This is a genomic window from Citrobacter sp. CK194, assembly GCF_030333395.1.
In the GTDB taxonomy this organism is placed as follows: domain Bacteria; phylum Pseudomonadota; class Gammaproteobacteria; order Enterobacterales; family Enterobacteriaceae; genus Citrobacter_B; species Citrobacter_B koseri.
This window is the reverse complement of the sequence record NZ_JAOWGA010000018.1, coordinates 591,247-608,393: the sequence shown is the minus strand read 5'-3', so window position 1 is coordinate 608,393 and position 17,147 is coordinate 591,247. Positions and strand designations below refer to the sequence as shown.

Annotated in this window: 17 protein-coding genes and 1 other RNA gene; 4 read left to right on the top strand and 14 right to left on the bottom strand. The window is 55.5% G+C overall.

Annotated features, from left to right (window positions below; translation table 11 throughout):
- Positions 1–215: 215 nt before the first annotated feature.
- The 6 genes from gcvH to ygfB all read right to left on the bottom strand — a co-directional run bounded on the left by gcvH (position 216) and on the right by ygfB (position 6,626).
- Positions 216–605 (bottom strand): glycine cleavage system protein GcvH, encoded by a 390-nt coding sequence (gene gcvH, locus OGX80_RS14655; RefSeq protein ID WP_012135010.1) that lies wholly within the window; start codon positions 603–605, stop codon positions 216–218.
- A 25-nt stretch (positions 606–630) separates the two neighbouring features.
- The gene (gene gcvT, locus OGX80_RS14650; RefSeq protein WP_047461417.1) at positions 631–1,725 is read right to left on the bottom strand and encodes a glycine cleavage system aminomethyltransferase GcvT; all 1,095 of its coding nucleotides are present in this window, start codon (positions 1,723–1,725) and stop codon (positions 631–633) included.
- Positions 1,726–2,176: 451 nt separating this feature from the next.
- The gene (gene ubiI / locus OGX80_RS14645; protein ID WP_047461414.1) at positions 2,177–3,379 is read right to left on the bottom strand and encodes an FAD-dependent 2-octaprenylphenol hydroxylase; all 1,203 of its coding nucleotides are present in this window, start codon (positions 3,377–3,379) and stop codon (positions 2,177–2,179) included.
- 142 nt (positions 3,380–3,521) lie between these two features.
- The gene (gene ubiH, locus OGX80_RS14640) at positions 3,522–4,700 is read right to left on the bottom strand and encodes a 2-octaprenyl-6-methoxyphenyl hydroxylase (RefSeq protein WP_049008276.1); all 1,179 of its coding nucleotides are present in this window, start codon (positions 4,698–4,700) and stop codon (positions 3,522–3,524) included.
- Complete coding sequence (gene pepP / locus OGX80_RS14635; RefSeq protein WP_049008277.1) at positions 4,697–6,022, bottom strand: Xaa-Pro aminopeptidase; 1,326 nt, start codon at positions 6,020–6,022, stop codon at positions 4,697–4,699. Before pepP ends, ubiH begins: the two co-directional genes overlap by 4 nt.
- Positions 6,023–6,047: 25 nt before the next feature.
- Entirely contained in the window at positions 6,048–6,626 is a 579-nt protein-coding gene (gene ygfB, locus OGX80_RS14630) for a UPF0149 family protein YgfB (RefSeq protein WP_123907426.1), read from the bottom strand.
- 166 nt (positions 6,627–6,792) lie between these two features.
- Here ygfB and zapA point away from each other — a divergent pair, with 166 nt between their 5' ends.
- From zapA to OGX80_RS14615, 3 genes are all read left to right on the top strand, one after another.
- Positions 6,793–7,122: a cell division protein ZapA gene (zapA, locus tag OGX80_RS14625; RefSeq protein ID WP_006686880.1), complete on the top strand. Its 330-nt coding sequence runs from the start codon at positions 6,793–6,795 to the stop codon at positions 7,120–7,122.
- Between the two features lie 41 nt (positions 7,123–7,163).
- Positions 7,164–7,347, top strand: a non-coding RNA gene (ssrS, locus tag OGX80_RS14620) — 6S RNA.
- Positions 7,348–7,367: 20 nt separating this feature from the next.
- The gene (locus tag OGX80_RS14615; RefSeq protein WP_047461402.1) at positions 7,368–7,970 is read left to right on the top strand and encodes a 5-formyltetrahydrofolate cyclo-ligase; all 603 of its coding nucleotides are present in this window, start codon (positions 7,368–7,370) and stop codon (positions 7,968–7,970) included.
- A gap of 88 nt (positions 7,971–8,058) precedes the next feature.
- On the opposite strand, the gene serA is transcribed toward OGX80_RS14615, so the two are convergent.
- Both serA and rpiA read right to left on the bottom strand, forming a co-directional pair.
- Positions 8,059–9,291, bottom strand: a complete 1,233-nt coding sequence (gene serA, locus OGX80_RS14610) for a phosphoglycerate dehydrogenase (protein ID WP_047461397.1) — start codon at positions 9,289–9,291, stop codon at positions 8,059–8,061.
- A gap of 268 nt (positions 9,292–9,559) precedes the next feature.
- Positions 9,560–10,219, bottom strand: coding sequence for a ribose-5-phosphate isomerase RpiA (gene rpiA, locus OGX80_RS14605; protein WP_024130929.1), 660 nt, complete (start codon positions 10,217–10,219; stop codon positions 9,560–9,562).
- Between the two features lie 158 nt (positions 10,220–10,377).
- Here rpiA and argP point away from each other — a divergent pair, with 158 nt between their 5' ends.
- Positions 10,378–11,271, top strand: a complete 894-nt coding sequence (gene argP / locus OGX80_RS14600; protein WP_012135021.1) for a DNA-binding transcriptional regulator ArgP — start codon at positions 10,378–10,380, stop codon at positions 11,269–11,271.
- A gap of 154 nt (positions 11,272–11,425) precedes the next feature.
- Here the strand turns inward: argP and OGX80_RS14595 are convergent, their stop codons facing one another.
- The 6 genes from OGX80_RS14595 to OGX80_RS14570 all read right to left on the bottom strand — a co-directional run bounded on the left by OGX80_RS14595 (position 11,426) and on the right by OGX80_RS14570 (position 17,146).
- The gene (locus OGX80_RS14595) at positions 11,426–12,154 is read right to left on the bottom strand and encodes an oxidative stress defense protein (RefSeq protein ID WP_012135022.1); all 729 of its coding nucleotides are present in this window, start codon (positions 12,152–12,154) and stop codon (positions 11,426–11,428) included.
- A 93-nt stretch (positions 12,155–12,247) separates the two neighbouring features.
- Positions 12,248–12,883, bottom strand: coding sequence for an arginine exporter ArgO (argO, locus tag OGX80_RS14590; RefSeq protein ID WP_058668062.1), 636 nt, complete (start codon positions 12,881–12,883; stop codon positions 12,248–12,250).
- Between the two features lie 196 nt (positions 12,884–13,079).
- A complete protein-coding gene (locus tag OGX80_RS14585; RefSeq protein ID WP_012135025.1) occupies positions 13,080–13,937 on the bottom strand; it encodes a small-conductance mechanosensitive channel MscS in 858 nt (285 codons plus the stop codon).
- A gap of 129 nt (positions 13,938–14,066) precedes the next feature.
- Complete coding sequence (gene allS, locus OGX80_RS14580; protein WP_058668063.1) at positions 14,067–14,999, bottom strand: HTH-type transcriptional activator AllS; 933 nt, start codon at positions 14,997–14,999, stop codon at positions 14,067–14,069.
- Positions 14,917–15,789, bottom strand: coding sequence for an oxamate carbamoyltransferase subunit AllH family protein (locus OGX80_RS14575; protein WP_115181178.1), 873 nt, complete (start codon positions 15,787–15,789; stop codon positions 14,917–14,919). The genes allS and OGX80_RS14575 overlap by 83 nt, the downstream gene beginning before the upstream one ends.
- A 94-nt stretch (positions 15,790–15,883) precedes the next feature.
- Positions 15,884–17,146: a YlbE family protein gene (locus tag OGX80_RS14570; RefSeq protein WP_110493841.1), complete on the bottom strand. Its 1,263-nt coding sequence runs from the start codon at positions 17,144–17,146 to the stop codon at positions 15,884–15,886.
- Position 17,147: the final 1 nt, after the last annotated feature.

The following is a 17,147-nucleotide window of genomic DNA, read 5'->3' as shown; positions in this document are numbered from 1 at the left end:
TGGTTCCTGAAACGTGCAGTGAATCGTGATTGTCTCTGGCTCAATTGCCCGGTGGCGCTAACGCTTACCGGGCCTACGCGTGCGAAAACGAATACGCAAAATCATTCACGTTGCAGGACGGCGGCGACGCAGAGAACCCCCAGGAGCTTACCTAAGTAAGTGACTGGGGTGAGCGAGGAAGCCAACACACCTGCTGCGTGAAGGATGAAGCGTATTTATTCGTCTTCTAACAATGCTTCGTATGCGGTTGCATCCAGCAGCGAGTCGATTTCGCTTTCGTCGCTGGCTTTGATTTTGAAGATCCAGCCACCCGCATACGGCTCGCTGTTGACCAGTTCAGGGGAGTCGCTGAGCGCGTCGTTTACCGCCACAATCTCACCGCTCACCGGCGCATAAATGTCAGAAGCGGCTTTTACCGATTCTGCTACCGCGCAGTCATCGCCCGCCGCAACGGTGGCGCCGACGTCTGGCAGATCGACAAAAACCATATCACCCAGCAATTCCTGAGCGTGTTCCGTGATGCCAACCGTGTAAGTACCGTCTGCTTCTTTGCGCAGCCATTCGTGTTCTTTGCTGTATTTCAGTTCTACAGGTACGTTGCTCATCAATAAATCTCCAAAAAAGGATGAATCACGCGACGGCTTTGCCGTTACGCACAAAAACAGGTTTAGTGACTTTTACTGGCATTTCGCGGTTGCGGATCTGCACGATCGCCGTCTCGCCAATACCCGCCGGAACGCGCGCCAGCGCAATGCTGTAACCCAGCGTCGGAGAGAAAGTGCCGCTGGTAATAATGCCTTCCAGCTGATTCCCCTGGGCATCGGTAAAGCGTACCGGCAGTTCATTACGCAGTACGCCTTTCTCGGTCATAACCAGACCCACCAGTTGTTCGGTGCCTTTTTCACGCTGGACTTCCAGCGCCTCGCGACCAATAAAATCGCGATCGGCCGGTTCCCAGGCGATGGTCCAGCCCATATTCGCCGCCAGCGGAGAGACGCCTTCATCCATCTCCTGACCATACAGGTTCATACCCGCTTCCAGACGCAGCGTATCGCGCGCGCCCAGGCCACACGGCTTCACGCCGGATTCCACCAGCGCACGCCAGAAATCCGCCGCCTTTTCGTTTGGCATTGCAATTTCATAGCCTGCTTCGCCGGTATAACCGGTTGTTGCAATAAACAGATCGCCCGCCTGCACGCCAAAGAACGGTTTCATGCCTGCCACCGCCTTGCGCTGTTCTTCAGTAAACAGCGTGGCCGCTTTCGCCTGCGCATTCGGCCCCTGTACCGCAATCAGCGACAGGTCGTCACGAACGGTGATGTCGATGGCGTAAGGTTCGGCGTGTTGGGTAATCCAGGAGAGGTCTTTTTCGCGGGTGGCGGAGTTTACAACGAGGCGGAAGAAATCTTCAGTGAAGTAATAGACAATCAGGTCATCTATCACGCCGCCCGAGGCATTGAGCATACCAGAGTAGAGGGCTTTACCGGTCTTTGTGAGTTTCGCCACGTCATTCGCCAGCAGATAACGCAAAAACTCCCGGGTGCGGCTGCCGCGTAGATCGACGATGGTCATATGCGACACATCAAACATACCGGCATCAGTGCGAACTGCATGGTGCTCATCAAGTTGAGAACCATAGTGCAGCGGCATCATCCAGCCATGGAAATCCACCATGCGCGCGCCACAAAGCGTGTGTTGTTCGTATAAAGGAGTCTGTTGAGCCATCTTGTCCTCATTGAATAAGCGGGGCTTACAACCATTTCATGGTGAAATCTTCGCCACGAAACCCGGCGTCGCAGCCACTCCAGGGCTTCGACGCAAACGTTCTCTTTTACCTGAACTTACCACCGAAGCAGACGCTAAACCATAAGGCAAAATTAACCATCACATTAGCTTATGACCAAAAAACGCCAAACCCGCCTCAGCATAAAAAACCATGAAATAAACAAAAAACCTCCATAAACGATAATCAAATACGCAACTATCCCGCACATATCAATATTAAATGTGGAAAAAATGTCAAAAATGACGATAGTTGAAAATCGTAATATTAAAAAAACTAATGCGAAAAGAGAGGTGAAATTAGATTATTTCAAATGAGGAAAGCGTCCCGGCGCGAAGGCCGGGAGAGGAAAATGTGACGGGTTTCAAACTCTCAGAAGCAGGAGGGAAATGCTTAGCGGAGCCACTCAGGCAGATCGTTCAATCCCATCGCCTGACGAATCAGTTGCGGTTTTACGCCCGGGAGAGTATCGGCCAGTTTCAGACCAATATCGCGCAGCAATTTCTTCGCCGGGTTCTCTCCGGCAAACAGTTCGCGAAAACCTTGCATACCTGCCAGCATCATCGCGGCGCTGTGCTTACGGCTGCGCTCGTAGCGACGCAAATAGAGGTATTGACCAATGTCTTTGCCCTGGCGTTGCAGACGTTTGAGTTCATCGATCAACTCTGCGGCGTCCATAAAGCCGAGGTTCACCCCCTGCCCCGCCAGCGGATGGATGGTATGTGCGGCGTCGCCCACCAGCGCCAGCCGGTGTGCGGCAAACTGACGCGCATAGCGTCCCGTCAGCGGGAACACCTGGCGTTCGCTCTCAACGCGGCATAAGCCGAGGCGGTTATCAAATGCGACGTTCAGCGCCCGATTGAACGCATCCTCACTCGCCTGCTGCATATGCTCAGCGTCCTGCGGAGACAGCGACCAGACAATGGAACACAGATGCGGATCGCTTAATGGCAGGAACGCCAGGATGCCTTCGCCATGAAACGCCTGACGCGCAACGGCGCCGTGCGCCTCTTCGGTGCGGATGGTCGCCACCAGCGCATGATGACGGTAATCCCAGAAGGTCAGCGGAATATCCGCTTTGTTGCGCAGCCAGGAGTTCGCGCCGTCTGCGCCAATCACCAGCCTTGCCGTCAGCATCGCGCCATCTTTCAGGGTCAGGAAGGTTTCATTTTCTCCCCAGGCGACCTGCTGCAATTCAGCCGGCGCCATCAGGGTAATATCCGCTGACTGCTGCGCCTTTTGCCATAGCGCGTAGTGGATCACCGAATTTTCAATGATGTGCCCCAGGTGGCTGTATCCCATGCTTTTGTCATCAAACTCGATGCGGCCAAAGCTGTCTTTATCCCAGACTTCCATACCGTGGTAGCAGCTTGCGCGGCGAGCAAGAATGTCTGACCAGACCCCAAGACGCGTAAGCAGTTTTTCACTGGCGGCATTGATAGCCGACACGCGTAATGCCGGGGGAGCGTCGCTCGCCAGCGGCTGTGGAACGCGCTGTTCCAGAACGGCCACGCGTAAACCGCTGCCCTGCAAACCGCAGGCGACAGCCAGGCCTACCATGCCTCCGCCAACAATGGCTACATCAACACTTTGCACTGTGTACTCCTGAAAATAGGACAATCAAAAACCGTAGGCCGGATAAGGCAAAGCCACTATCCGGCATTACATTACTTCCACGGCATTGCCTGATGGCGCTGCGCTAATCAGGCCTACTTCTTTATTCCGACCTACCGGTGAATTATCGTGCGACCCAGCCCAACGTCCGTTTTGCCAACGTGTCGCGAAGGGGAGGCAATAACTCCATCGCCATTAAGCCGACGTTGCGCCCGGCAACCAGCGGCGCCCAGCGGTTAGCAAACAGATGCACCAGGCTATCCGTTATGCCAACCGTCGCCTCTCTGTCAGCCTGACGGCGCGACTGGTACTCAGAAAGCACGCCGTACTCGCCGACGTCTGCCCCAGACTCATGCGCCTGCACCAGCGTTTCGGCAAGGCTCATCACATCGCGCAGCCCCAGGTTAAACCCTTGCCCGGCGATAGGATGCAGCGTCTGCGCCGCATTGCCGACCAGCACGGTGCGATGGGTTATCGCTTTGGCCGCCGTGGTGAGCGCTAACGGATAAGCGCTGCGCTTACCCGCATGGGTGATTCGTCCCAGCCGCCAGCCAAACGCCGACTGTAGCTCATGGCAAAAACGTTCATCCGACCAGCGCATGATCTCATCGCGCTGTTCAAGCGGATGGCACCACACCAGCGAACAGCGACCTTCAGACATCGGCAACATCGCCAGCGGGCCGTGTTGGGTAAAGCGTTCAAACGCACGTCCGTCATGCGCGATAGCGGTCGCAACGTTGGCGATCACCGCCAGTTGTTCATAAGGCTGCTGCTGCCAGTCCACGCCGCAGGCGGTCGCCAGAGCGGAGTGCGTACCGTCGGCCGCCACCACGACATGACCAGAAATCACGTCGCCATTTTCCAGAGTGACATTCACCTTTTCTTGCGTTCGCGCCACGCTGGCAACGCGATCCGGGCAATGCAGCGTCACGCCCGGCGCTTTGCGCAACAGCGCAAACAGTCGCTGACCGACATCATGCAGCTCCACAACCTGCCCCAACGCAGCGATGCTGTAATCCTGCGCGTCCAGAGTGACAAAACCGGCATGGCCGCGATCGCTGACATGTACCGTGTTGATCGCCGTTGCGCAATCAGCAATCGCCTGCCAGACGCCAATCCGCGCCAGTTGCTGACAGGTGCCTGCCGCCAGCGCGATCGCCCGGGCGTCGAACCCGGGATGCGCGGCGGCTTCAGGCGCGCTCGCTTCAATCAGGTGCACGGCCAGTTTGCCGTGGCTAAGCTGAGAAAGGGCCAGCGCCAGCGTCGCGCCCACCATACCGCCGCCAACAATAATCACGCTCATAGCTGACGCGCCGCCGCCATTAAGGCTTCAATATCGTCCGCTTTTTTCACTACGCTGGCGGTCAGGTTTTCGTTGCCCGTTTCCGTAATGACAATGTCATCTTCAATACGGATGCCGATGCCGCGATACGCTTCCGGCACGTCGGCGTCCGGCGCGATGTACAGACCCGGTTCAACGGTGAGCACCATACCCGGCTCCAGCACGCGGGAGCGATCCTGCCCGTAAACGCCGACATCGTGTACGTCCAGCCCCAGCCAGTGGCTAAGACCATGCATAAAGAATGGACGATGGGCGTTTTCCGCGATCAACTGCTCCACGTCACCCTGCAAAATGCCCAGATTCACCAGCCCCGCGATCATGATGCGCACCACTTCTCCCGTGACCTCCTGGATAGACGTTCCCGGACGAAACAGCCGTAAGCTGGTTTCCAGCGACGCCAGCACGATATCGTAGATTTCGCGCTGGGCGGGCGTAAATTTGCCGTTCACCGGGAAAGTACGCGTAATGTCGCCAGCATAACCTTTGTATTCGCATCCGGCGTCGATCAACACCAGATCGCCGTCGCGCATTTCGCTTTCATTTTCGGTGTAGTGGAGGATGCAGCCGTTCTCACCGCTGCCGACAATGGTGTTATAGGACGGATAGCGCGCGCCGTGACGGTTAAATTCGTGGTGAATTTCACCTTCCAGTTGATATTCGAACATCCCCGGACGGCATTTTTTCATTGCGCGGGTATGCGCCAGCGCGCTGATCTCGCCCGCGCGACGCATAACGGCAATCTCTTCCGGCGATTTAAACAGGCGCATCTCGTGCACCATTGGCCGCCAGTCGGTCATCGTCGCCGGTGCAGTCAGGTTCTGTCGGGAACCTTTACGCAGTTTATCCAGCGCGGCGAAAACAATCTCGTCGGCATACGCATATTCGCCCTGCGCGTGGTAAACCACGTCAAGGCCATTGAGTAACTGATAAAGCTGCTGGTTGATTTCGCTGAACGCCAGCGCGCGATCCACGCCCAGTTTTTCCGGCGCGGCGTCCTGCCCCAGGCGGCGGCCAAACCAGATCTCCGCCGTCAGATCGCGAACGCGGTTAAACAAAACGCTGTGGTTATGAGTGTCATCGCTTTTAATCAGCACCAGCACCGCTTCCGGCTCGTTAAAACCGGTGAAATACCAGAAATCACTGCTCTGGCGATACGGATATTCACTGTCCGCGCTGCGCGTGGCTTCCTGAGCTGCAAAAATCAACGCGGCGCTGCCCGGCTGCATTTGCGCCAGTAATGCCTGGCGGCGACGCTGATACTCCTGCTGAGATATATCGCTCATAACACTCTCCATTGCGTTTACGTTCTTAGTGCAGAGTCGGTTTCTGGACTTCCGGCGCCGTCGGCTGCTGACGCGTAAAGGTGTCGTGGCACAGCAGCGCCGCAACCCGCACATATTCGATGATCTCTTCGAGCGACATCTCCAGCTCTTCCTGATCTTCGTCTTCGTCATAACCGAGCTGGGCGATGTTGCGCAGATCGTCAATGGCTTCACCGGTTTCGCCGGTCACTTTATCCAGCTTAGGCTGCGTGACGCCAAGCCCCAGTAAAAAGTGGTTAACCCAGCCGGCCAGCGCATCAGCGCGATCGAACACGCTCACGTCGTCGCCTTCAGGCAGAAAAAGCTGAAAAAGGAAGCCGTCGTCTTCCAGCGCGTCGCTGGTTGCCGCGTGCATTTTACGCAGCGCCTGCGCCAGTTCGTGACCAAAGGCCAGCCCCTCGTTCGTCAGGTCGTGCAACAGCGGCTGCCATGAGCTGTCGTTGTTGCCGCCGCAAATCATCCCACTGATCAAACCGTGCATTTCGGCCGGGGTTAACCCCGTCCCCTGTTGGTTCAAAAACTGGTTCATTTCGTTGTAACCAGGCATTTCGTTCTGTATAGACATAAGCATTCGTCATCAAAGGGAGGATATTCATGATATGCTACCACTTTGGACCCTGGTGAACCAGAAAAGGGCTTGTATCTTCACACCGGGGTAGCTATAGTGTCGCCCCTTCGCCGACCCAGGGTCTGGAGGCGAAGGCAGCGCAGTCAATCAGCAGGAAGGTGGCATGTCTGCACAACCCGTCGATATCCAAATTTTTGGCCGTTCACTCCGCGTGAATTGCCCGCCTGAACAAAGGGATGCGTTGAATCAGGCTGCGGACGATCTGAATCAGCGGTTGCAAGATCTAAAAGTTCGCACTAGAGTCACAAATACTGAGCAGCTGGTTTTCATTGCCGCATTGAACATCAGCTATGAATTAACTCAGGAAAAAGCGAAGACCCGCGACTACGCGGCGAGCATGGAACAACGAATTCGGATGCTTCAACAGACCATTGAACAGGCGTTGCTTGATCAGGGTCGCATAACCGAAAAAACGGGCCAAAACTTTGAATAACACTTTTCGGTTTACTATGGTAGAGTGACCGTGAAGACAAAATTTCTCTGAGATGTTTGCAAGCGGGCTAGTCCCCTGAGCCGATATTTCATACCACAAGAATGTGGCGCTCCATGGTTGGTGAGCATGCTCGGCTAGTCCGAGAAGCCTTAAAACCGTGACGACGCATTCACCTTGAACCAAGGGTTCAAGGGTTACAGCCTGCGGCGGCATCTCGGAGATTCCCCTTCTACCTGGCGACAGCCATGACGCAACTTCCTGAACTTCTTTTATCCCGACAAGAAATCCGCCAGATGATTCGGCAACGTCGCCGTACGCTGACGTCTCAACAGCAAACTGCGTTCGGTCAACAGGCCGCCACCAGAATGCTTGCTTATCCTCCCGTGGTTCTTGCCCACACCGTCGCGGTGTTTCTTTCATTTGATGGCGAGCTGGACACGCAACCCTTGATTGAGCAGCTCTGGCGCGCGGGAAAACGCGTGTATTTACCGGTTCTCCATCCGTTCAGCCCCGGCAATTTACTGTTTCTGCATTATCATCCGCAAAGCTCGCTGGTGATGAATCGTCTGAAAATTCAGGAGCCGAAGCTGGACGTGCGTGACGTGCTGCCGCTCTCTCAGTTAGATGTGCTGGTTACACCGTTAGTCGCTTTCGACGAAGACGGCCAGCGTCTGGGAATGGGCGGCGGGTTCTACGACAGAACGTTGCAGAACTGGCGACAGCATAAGATCCAACCGGTGGGTTATGCGCACGATTGTCAGTTAGTGGAAAAGTTGCCTGTCGAAGAGTGGGATATCCCGCTGCCTGCGGTGGTGACGCCGTCAAAAGTGTGGGAGTGGCCACAGTGAATTGCCTGATGGCGCTACGCTTACCCGACCTACGAGCCGATCTCACAGGCCGGGTGAGGCATAGCCGCCACCCGGCACAGTATACAAATTAGTACAGCAGACGAGCGCGAATCGTACCCGGTAGCGCTTTCATCGCCAGCAGGGCTTTCTCCGCCACATCTTCATCCGCTTCGATATCAATCACCACGTAACCGACCTGGGCAGACGTTTGCAGATACTGCGCGGCGATGTTAACGCCCTGCTCGGCAAAAATCTGGTTAAGCGCGGTCAGCACGCCTGGACGATTTTCATGGATGTGCATCAGACGACGACCGCCGTGCAGCGGCAGGGAGACTTCCGGGAAGTTCACCGCAGACAGCGTAGAGCCGTTATCAGAATACTTCGTCAGTTTGCCTGCCACTTCAAGGCCGATGTTCTCCTGCGCTTCCTGGGTAGAACCGCCGATATGCGGCGTCAGAAGCACATTGTCGAATTCACATAGCGGAGAAGTAAACGGATCGCTGTTGGTCGCAGGTTCCGTCGGGAACACGTCGATAGCTGCGCCCGCCAGGTGTTTGCTCGCCAGCGCATCGCACAGCGCCGGGATGTCCACCACCGTACCGCGAGACGCGTTGATCAGCAGCGCGCCCGGTTTCATCAGTGCGATTTCCGTCGCGCCCATCATATTTTTGGTGGAGGCGTTTTCCGGCACATGCAGGCTCACAACGTCGCTCATGTTCAGCAGATCGGAAAGATGCTGTACCTGGGTCGCGTTGCCCAGCGGCAGTTTATTTTCAATATCGTAGAAGAAGACGTGCATGCCCAGCGATTCCGCCAGAATGCCCAACTGCGTGCCAATGTGGCCGTAACCGATGATCCCCAGCTTTTTGCCGCGCGCTTCAAACGAACCGGCCGCCAGTTTGTTCCACACGCCACGGTGCGCTTTCGCGTTCGCTTCCGGCACGCCGCGAAGCAGTAGCAGCAGCTCGCCAATCACCAGCTCCGCAACAGAACGCGTGTTGGAGAACGGCGCGTTAAACACGGGGATTCCGCGTTTTGCCGCTGCGCTCAGATCAACCTGGTTGGTGCCGATGCAGAAACATCCAATCGCCACCAGTTTCTCTGCGGCGTCAATCACATCTTCGGTCAGATGGGTTCGGGATCGCAGGCCAATGAAATGGGCATCACGGATGGACTCTTTCAACTGCTCAGTATCCAGAGCGCCTTTGTGAAATTCGATGTTGGTATAACCTGCCGCGCGAAGGTTTTCGAGTGCCTTTTGGTGCACACCTTCAACCAGCAGAAATTTAATCTTGTCTTTCTCCAGTGATACCTTTGCCATTTCCCCGACCCTGTCTTTTTATCGAAACTGATGTGTTGTATGTGGATTTGTATCCGCCTTTCAACATATCAAAAAAAACTATTGCGGCAATATGAACGTTTGCGTCACCACTCTGAAGAAATATCATTCAGCGTGAAATGGCAGAGGAAAATGCTGGGGATAAGATTTTCTTTGGAGAGATCGGCAGGGCAACATCAAAAACGTGACACAAGTCACCAAATTTGCCCTGCCAAATTTTTTTAACGCGGGATGAATCACCCTCGCCAGATCATTTTACGATAGTTTTTACGCCGTCTGCCGTACCAATCAGCGCCACATCCGCGCCACGGTTGGCGAACAGGCCGACGGTCACGACGCCCGGAATGGCGTTAATCGCGTTTTCCATCGCGATCGGATCAAGAATTTCCATGCCGTATACGTCGAGGATCACATTGCCGTTATCAGTGACTACGCCCTGACGGTACTCAGGACGACCGCCCAGCTTCACTAACTGGCGTGCGACAGCGCTGCGCGCCATCGGGATCACTTCCACCGGCAGCGGGAATTTACCCAGAATATCGACCTCTTTGGAGGCATCCGCGATGCAGATGAATTTCTTCGCCACCGAAGCAATGATTTTCTCACGCGTCAGCGCCGCGCCACCGCCTTTAATCATCTGCATGTGGCCGTTGATCTCATCCGCGCCATCAACATAGACGCCCAGGCTGTCCACTTCGTTCAGATCGAAAACGGTAATGCCGAGGCTCTTGAGTTTTTCAGTAGATGCATCCGAGCTGGACACCGCCCCTTCAATCTGACCTTTCATTGTGCCCAGCGCATCAATAAAGTGCGCGGCTGTTGAACCGGTACCTACGCCCACAATGGTGCCGGGCTGTACATACTGAAGTGCCGCCCATCCTACTGCTTTTTTCAGTTCATCCTGCGTCATGATCGTTTCGCCTGTGGTGTGAAAATTCAGGCGCATTATAGATCATTGTACGAAAAAATCCCTCCGGCCCCGCTCGCAAGCAGCGGATTTCGTCTGTACCTGAGTGAAATTTATGTCATAGTGCGGGATAAGAAAAATTTCAGGAGTACCTCAGAGCAATGAAACGTCCAGACTACAGAACACTACAAGCGCTGGATGCGGTGATTCGTGAACGGGGATTTGAACGCGCCGCACAGAAGTTGTGCATCACACAATCCGCTGTCTCACAACGCATAAAACAGCTTGAGAATATGTTTGGGCAACCGCTGCTGGTACGTACCGTTCCGCCGCGTCCTACCGAACAAGGACAAAAATTGCTGGCGCTGCTGCGTCAGGTAGAGCTACTGGAAGATGAGTGGCTTGGCGATGAGCAAACCGGCTCCACGCCGCTGCTGCTGTCGCTGGCGGTCAACGCCGACAGTCTGGCGACCTGGCTGCTTCCGGCGCTGGCGCCGGTTCTGGCCGACTCGCCTATTCGCCTCAATTTGCAGGTGGAAGATGAAACCCGCACCCAGGAACGTCTGCGTCGCGGCGAAGTGGTTGGCGCGGTGAGTATTCAGCACCAGGCGCTGCCAAGCTGCCTGGTAGACAAACTTGGCGCGCTCGACTATCTGTTCGTGGGATCAAAACCCTTCGCCGAGCGCTACTTCCCCAACGGCGTCACCCGTTCCGCGCTGCTGAAAGCGCCCGCAGTGGCGTTTGACCATCTGGACGACATGCACCAGGCCTTTTTACAGCAGAACTTCGATTTACCGCCGGGCAGCGTGCCGTGCCATATCGTTAACTCTTCCGAAGCCTTCGTACAGCTCGCGCGTCAGGGCACCACCTGCTGTATGATCCCGCATTTGCAGATCGAGAAAGAGCTGGAGAGCGGTGAGCTGATCGATTTAACGCCTGGCCTGTTCCAGCGTCGGATGCTCTACTGGCACCGTTTTGCGCCGGAAAGCCGTATGATGCGCAACGTGACTGACGCGCTGCTGGAGTATGGGCATAAGGTTTTAAGGCAGGATTAACGCGCCGTGCCTGATGGCGCTACGCTTATCAGGCCTACAGGTTATTTTGTAGGCCGAATAAGGCGTTTACGCCGCCATCCGGCAATTTGCCCGGGGCGCTGCGCTTGCCGGGCCTACGATGGTTTGTAGGCCGGATAAGACGTTTCAACAACGCTTACTGTGCTTTTGTCTCTGCTGCTGGTTCTAACTGGAACACCACATCGACCTGATCAGCAAACTGAATTGTCGGCTGCTCATAGGTTTCCTGGGCCGACACCGCAGGCGCCGCGTCCGCTTTCATCATTCGCACCACCGGGCTCGGCTGATAATTAGAAACGTGGTAACGCACGCTATAAACCGGCCCCAGCTTGCTGTTAAAGCCCGCAGCCAGTTGCTCAGCCTGGTGAACCGCGTCGTCAATCGCCGCTTTACGCGCTTTATCTTTATAGGCATCCGGTTGCGCAACGCCTAATGACACCGACCGGATCTCATTCAGACCCGCTTTCAGCGCGCCATCCAGCAGAGAGTTGAGTTTGTCCAGCTGGCGCAGCGTAACTTCAACGGTTCGCACCGCGCGGTAGCCTTTCAGCACACTTTTACCATTCTGGTAGTCATAGTCCGGCTGAGTGCGCAGGTTTGCAGAGCTGATGTCTTTCTTGGCAATCTGATTTTGTTCAAGGAAAGAAAGGTATTGCGCAACACGCTCATCGGCCTGTTTCTTGGCGGAAGCGGCATCCTTTGCCGACACGTTGACTTCAATCGCCAGGGTGGCGATGTCAGGCGTCGCATCCACGCTTGCCGTCCCGGAAGTCACGATGTGCGGTCCATTCGGCAACTCATTTGCCTGTACCGGGATTGCGCTAAATCCGACTAATGCCGCAAGGGCCATCACTTTGAACTTCACTGTCGCTCCTCCATGTTACGTTAATCGCCCTGAAACTCAGGGCGCATGCAGGCAAGCTTAGCGGGTATCTGCGCGTTGTCCATCAGACAACGCTTAGTTGAATAATGCGTGAACGTGTGCAACCCCTTCTTTTGCCAGTTGAAAAGCGATAAACCACATCACCAGCCCTACCAGAGTATTGATGATACGCTGGGCTTTGGCGGTACGCAGTCGCGGCGCCAGCCAGGCGGCCAGCAGCGCCAGACCGAAGAACCACAGGAAAGAAGCGCTGACGGTTCCCAAAGCGAACCAACGCTTCGGCTCCATATCCAGTTGCCCGCCCAGGCTACCCAGCACCACGAAAGTGTCCAGATAAACGTGCGGATTCAGCCACGTCACCGCCAGCATCGTGGCGATGATTTTCCAGCGCCCCTGCTTCATCACCTCTGCGCTGGCCAGTTCCAGGTTACTGCTCATTGCCGTTTTTAACGCGCCAAAACCGTACCACAATAAAAACGCCACACCGCCCCAGGTCACTAACGCCATCAGCCAGGGGGACTGCATGAGCAATGCGCTGCCGCCAAAGATGCCTGCGCAAATAAGCACTAAATCGCTGATCGCGCAAAGCAGCGCAATCATGATGTGATACTGCCGACGAATCCCCTGATTCATCACAAACGCATTCTGCGGGCCGAGCGGCAGGATCATAGCCGCGCCAAGCGCAAGACCTTGAAAATAATAAGATATCACGATAATTATTCCGAACTGTTTCTCTTAAGCGCAGACTATAGCGCGAGAGAATCATTAGCGGAAATTGATAATTTTAATCGCAGATTAGGGGAATTAATAAAGGGGGAAGGAAATGCCGGATGGCGGCTAACGCCTTATCCGGCCTACAAAACAACCTGTAGGCCCGGTAAGCGACAGCGCCACCGGGCGAAACGGCTTATTCCGCGTTCTCTTTCACTCGTTTGAAATTCACGTCCATCTGCGGATACGGGAAGCTGATGCCTGCGGCATCGAACTCACGTTTAATGCGTTCCAGCACATCCCAGTAAACATTTTGCAGATCGCCGCTTTTACTCCATGCGCGCACCACGAAATTAATGGAGGAGGCGCCCAGCTCATTCAGGCGCACCGTCATTTCACGGTCTTTCAGAATACGCTCGTCAGACTGGATAATATCGGTCAGGATTTTTTTCACCTGGTCGATATCAGAGTCATACGCCACGCCAATGATAAATTCGTTACGACGCACCGGTTCGCGGGAAAAGTTAATGATATTTCCGGCAATAATCTTGCCATTCGGGATCACCACAATTTTGCCGTCCACGGTACGCATGGTGGTCGAAAAAATTTGTACGTTCAGTACAGTACCCGCGACGCCGCCGAGATCGACATATTCTCCCGCGCGGAAAGGACGGAACATCACCAGCAGTACGCCTGCCGCGAGGTTAGACAAAGAACCTTGTAAGGCCAGACCGACCGCTAAACCGGCGGCACCCAACACAGCGATAACGGAAGCCGTTTGTACGCCAACGCGCCCCAGCGCGGCAATCAGCGTGAAGGCAATAATGCCGTAACGCACCAGCGCAGACAGAAAGTCAGCCACGGTCGCATCAATATGGCGCGCCAGCATCAGGCGATTAACGGTATTGGAAACAATACGCGCCACGATCATCCCGATGATGATGATAGCGATAGCCGCAACGATGTTAACCGCATAACTCAGCAGCAGCTCCTGGTTGCGCACCAGCCAGGTGCCTGCACCATTTATGCTGTCGACAACATTCAAATCTTCCATTCAATATTCCTTGGTCATATCAAAAAAACGCAAATGAGATCATTCTCACGAAAACGACCTTTTAAAGGTAAACAAAAACAGTCGAATATGCCATTTTTCAACATGATCCCATCAAGGAAACGCGCAGCGTTAATACTCCGCAGGTCGATCGACCATTCTGAGAAATCCGCTCACTAATGCACTCTTCTGCTTAAAGACGTCGGCGATTTCACTCACCACTTTTCCGCTGCCCGCATTCTTCCAGGCGATAGAAAGCGGCGAAGGCTGGCGTGGATTGACCACTGAGCGGGCAACCAGCGCCCCGGACTCGACATACGGACGGCACAATCGCTCCGGTAAAAAACCGACGCCGAGGCCGCTTAAATGGCAGGCCAGCTTGGTGCTGAGATCTGGAACCTTGATCTCCTTTTGTCCGCTCAGCAACCAGGCAACACGGCGCGTCAGCGTTCGCGAGGTATCTTCAATATTAATGGCGGGGTAACGGCGCAGCATATCGTCAGACAATACCGGTGCAGGATGGCTCGCCAAAGGATGACTCTGCGCCACCACAAACTGCCAGCTGATATCCCCCAGCGGCAGCAGAGAGATGTTATTGGAGAGCGACTCCGAGCCCGTTACGCCAATCGCTAACTGGAAGTCGTCATACAAAAGCGAATCCCACACGCCCATGTAGACCTGACGGGAAATTTGAAAACGGGTAAACGGAAACTGTTGATGTAACCACGTCAGTAAGTCCGCCGTGGTCTGCGGCTGATACAGCAGGTTATTGATAACGATATTCACCTGCCGCTCAACGCCTGCGTTGATCTGCTGAAGCTCGTCCGGCATTGCATCCAGCCAGTTAAGCCACTGGCGGCAATGCTCAAGCAGGTGCTGCCCGGCAAGAGTCAGGCTGACCGATCGGGTCGTGCGTAAAAAGAGCTGCGTTCCCACCTGCTCCTCCAGCGTTTTTATGCGATAGCTGATCGCCGCTGGCGTTTTATGTAGCGAACTGGCCGCGCGGGAAAAGCTCTCCGTCTCCGCAACCCGAATAAATGTGCGTATTGTTTCCTGATCGAGCATGCCTTCCCCTTGAGTCGACCATCTGTAACCACCGTTGCGCTATTGCTATCCCCAGTAATGTATCGGCGCCTGAAGTGTGTCCAACCGCGAGCAAACGCTGAATCGCGGGCTGCGGGTCGCGCCCTGACTGTAAACGGCGCATCACCTTCAGCACCGGTATTGAAAATTCCCCCATTCTGGCGCTGTTCAGATAACTGCAACTTACCGATGTTGTAAGTTGCGCAAGCTGATCCGCCGGAGGTAAGAAATGCCCCAGCCGCGCAGAAAACCCGGCGGCATACAGCACGGCAAGCATACCCGTCAGCATATCATCGCCGCTGGGCGTCAGTCCTGGCCCGCACCCAATAAGCCAGCGCCAGTCCGGCATCATGCCATGATGCCAGCATGCAAGCTGCTTAATTATTTCAGGATAATACGGCATAGCCGTCAGCGGTTGATTTAACGCCCCGGAGAAGCCGCTGCGTTGCGTACAGAATGAGAGATCGACAGGAGCGACAGCAGCAGAACTCAGCGACACACGAAGTATGCGACGAGGGTCAAGCATTATGCCCTGCCCCCACAGGGTGTTCCCCTGTTTGATGAGTCGTTCAACATGGGCCACGCGGGAAAACTGCGCGGTGCTCAGTAACACGCCCGTCGGCCCCATTCCTTTCCCATAGCGAAACAGCGTCAACAGCTCGCCACCGGAATGGCAAAAGTTAATCGCCTGCGAGAAGCGGCTGTGTAACGACCACTCACCATCGGGAAGTCGATAAAGTCCGGCACAGGCCAGGGGATTGATAATGCTCATCGGTACACTCCAGTATGCCGGATGGCGGCGTAAACGCCTTTACAGCATTGCCAGACCGTAGGCCCGGTAAGCGTAGCGCCACCGGGCAAAGCGATTACGCCGTGATGTGATGCAACTCCGCCAGCGCTTCCAGCGCTTTTTCAAAACAAAGCAGCGGAGCGCGTACGGTTCCCGCCCCCACCTGCCCAATTCCCGCTTCACGATGGGCAATACCGGTATTAATCAGCGGCGTGATCCCCGTTTCAACAACGCGGCGAATATCCAGCCCCAGGCAGGCCCCCCTGAAATCCCAGGACGGAATCTGAAACAGCGGATTGCTGGACAGATAGATTTCAGCCATCTCTTCCGACGTTTCCAGCGCCGCCCCCATACCGCCTGCGCCGACAAAACGCGTTACGCCAGGCGCGGCAATCATTGCCGCGCCGCCGATCCCCAGTGTTTCCGTGATGGCGCTGTCGCCAATATCCGGGTTCGCATCGGCCTGGCTGTAACCGGTAAAAAACAGCCCCTGCGGCGTATTCACCGGCGCGGTAAACCAACGGTCGCCGGTGCCGCTTACGCGAATACCAAAGTCGCGACCGTTACGCGTCATGGCCGTAACGACCGATCCGGCTTTAATTTCCGCCGCCGCATCCATCACCGCTTTACTGTAGGCCATCGCCAGGTTGAGGAAGAACTGGTCGGTGACACTGAGGAATTGCAGCACGTCAATGATTTCAGCCTTCGGACGATCCAGTCCGGCGATCACCGGCGACAACGTGCGCAGCAGCAAAGAAGAGGCGGCAATATTACGCTGGTGGAACTCATCCCCCATAGTGATCGCCTGCGCCATCAGCGCCGTCAGATCGACGCCGTTTTCCATCCGCGAGAGCGCTTCCTGCAACACCGGCGCCAGCACATCTCGCATCCAGCGCAGGCGTTTCTGGACGTCATCGCCGTAAGCGCCGAAACGCATCACTTTGCCGATCCCTTCATTAAGGTTGCAGCAGGACGAGTTGCCATGCACCACGTCACGCACCACCAGCACCGGCATACTGGCGGAGGTGATACCGCCCATCGGCCCCACCGCGCCTACATGATGACAAGGAATAAACGCCACCTCACCTTGTTCCAGCATGCGTACGGCCTCTTCCTCGCTGGCCGCCCAGCCTTCAAACAGCGACGCGCCGATACAGGCGCCGCGCATCGGGCCAGTCATCTCTTCCCAGGCGATCGGCGGGCCAGCGTGCAGTAATTTACGTCCAGACGCTAATTCGTCCACCGCGTCTTTCGCCGGGCGTACCGCAACCCAATGTGGGCGCGCGGCTTTGATTCGTTCAATAATGGCTTCGTTGGCCTGTGCAATAGATGAATACATA